Annotated in this window: 1 pseudogene; it reads right to left on the bottom strand. The window is 42.9% G+C overall.

The window, feature by feature from the left end:
- A pseudogene (gene pyrG / locus B4J23_RS10690) lies at window positions 1–352 on the bottom strand (CTP synthetase); the annotation flags it as partial.

Here is a 352-nt window from a genome sequence, read left to right as displayed (position 1 = left end):
TTTACCAACCATTGCCACACGAACGGTGTATTCAGGGTTCAGTAAAGCTTCTACCACATTATCCCAGTCAGACAGGTCTGCTTCTGGAAGATTGTCATAGCCGAAACGTTCACAGATGAGATCGTCAACGTTCTGTTCATAGAAAGTACGTGGAATCTGGTAGATCGTACGTGCATCTTTACACACGACTACTGCACGCGCTTCTACGTTAGTGAACAAGGCAATTTTACGCGTCGTATCTGCATCAACATCATGTTCAGTACGGCAGATCAAAATGTCTGGTTGAATACCAATAGACAGAAGTTCTTTTACTGAGTGTTGAGTTGGTTTAGTTTTTAATTCTGCTGCAGAC

Origin of the sequence: Acinetobacter sp. UBA3025, assembly GCF_002367915.1 — a bacterium.
In the GTDB taxonomy this organism is placed as follows: Bacteria; Pseudomonadota; Gammaproteobacteria; order Pseudomonadales; family Moraxellaceae; genus Acinetobacter.
Note: the sequence above shows the minus strand (reverse complement) of the source record. Positions and strands in the feature narration are given on the sequence as shown.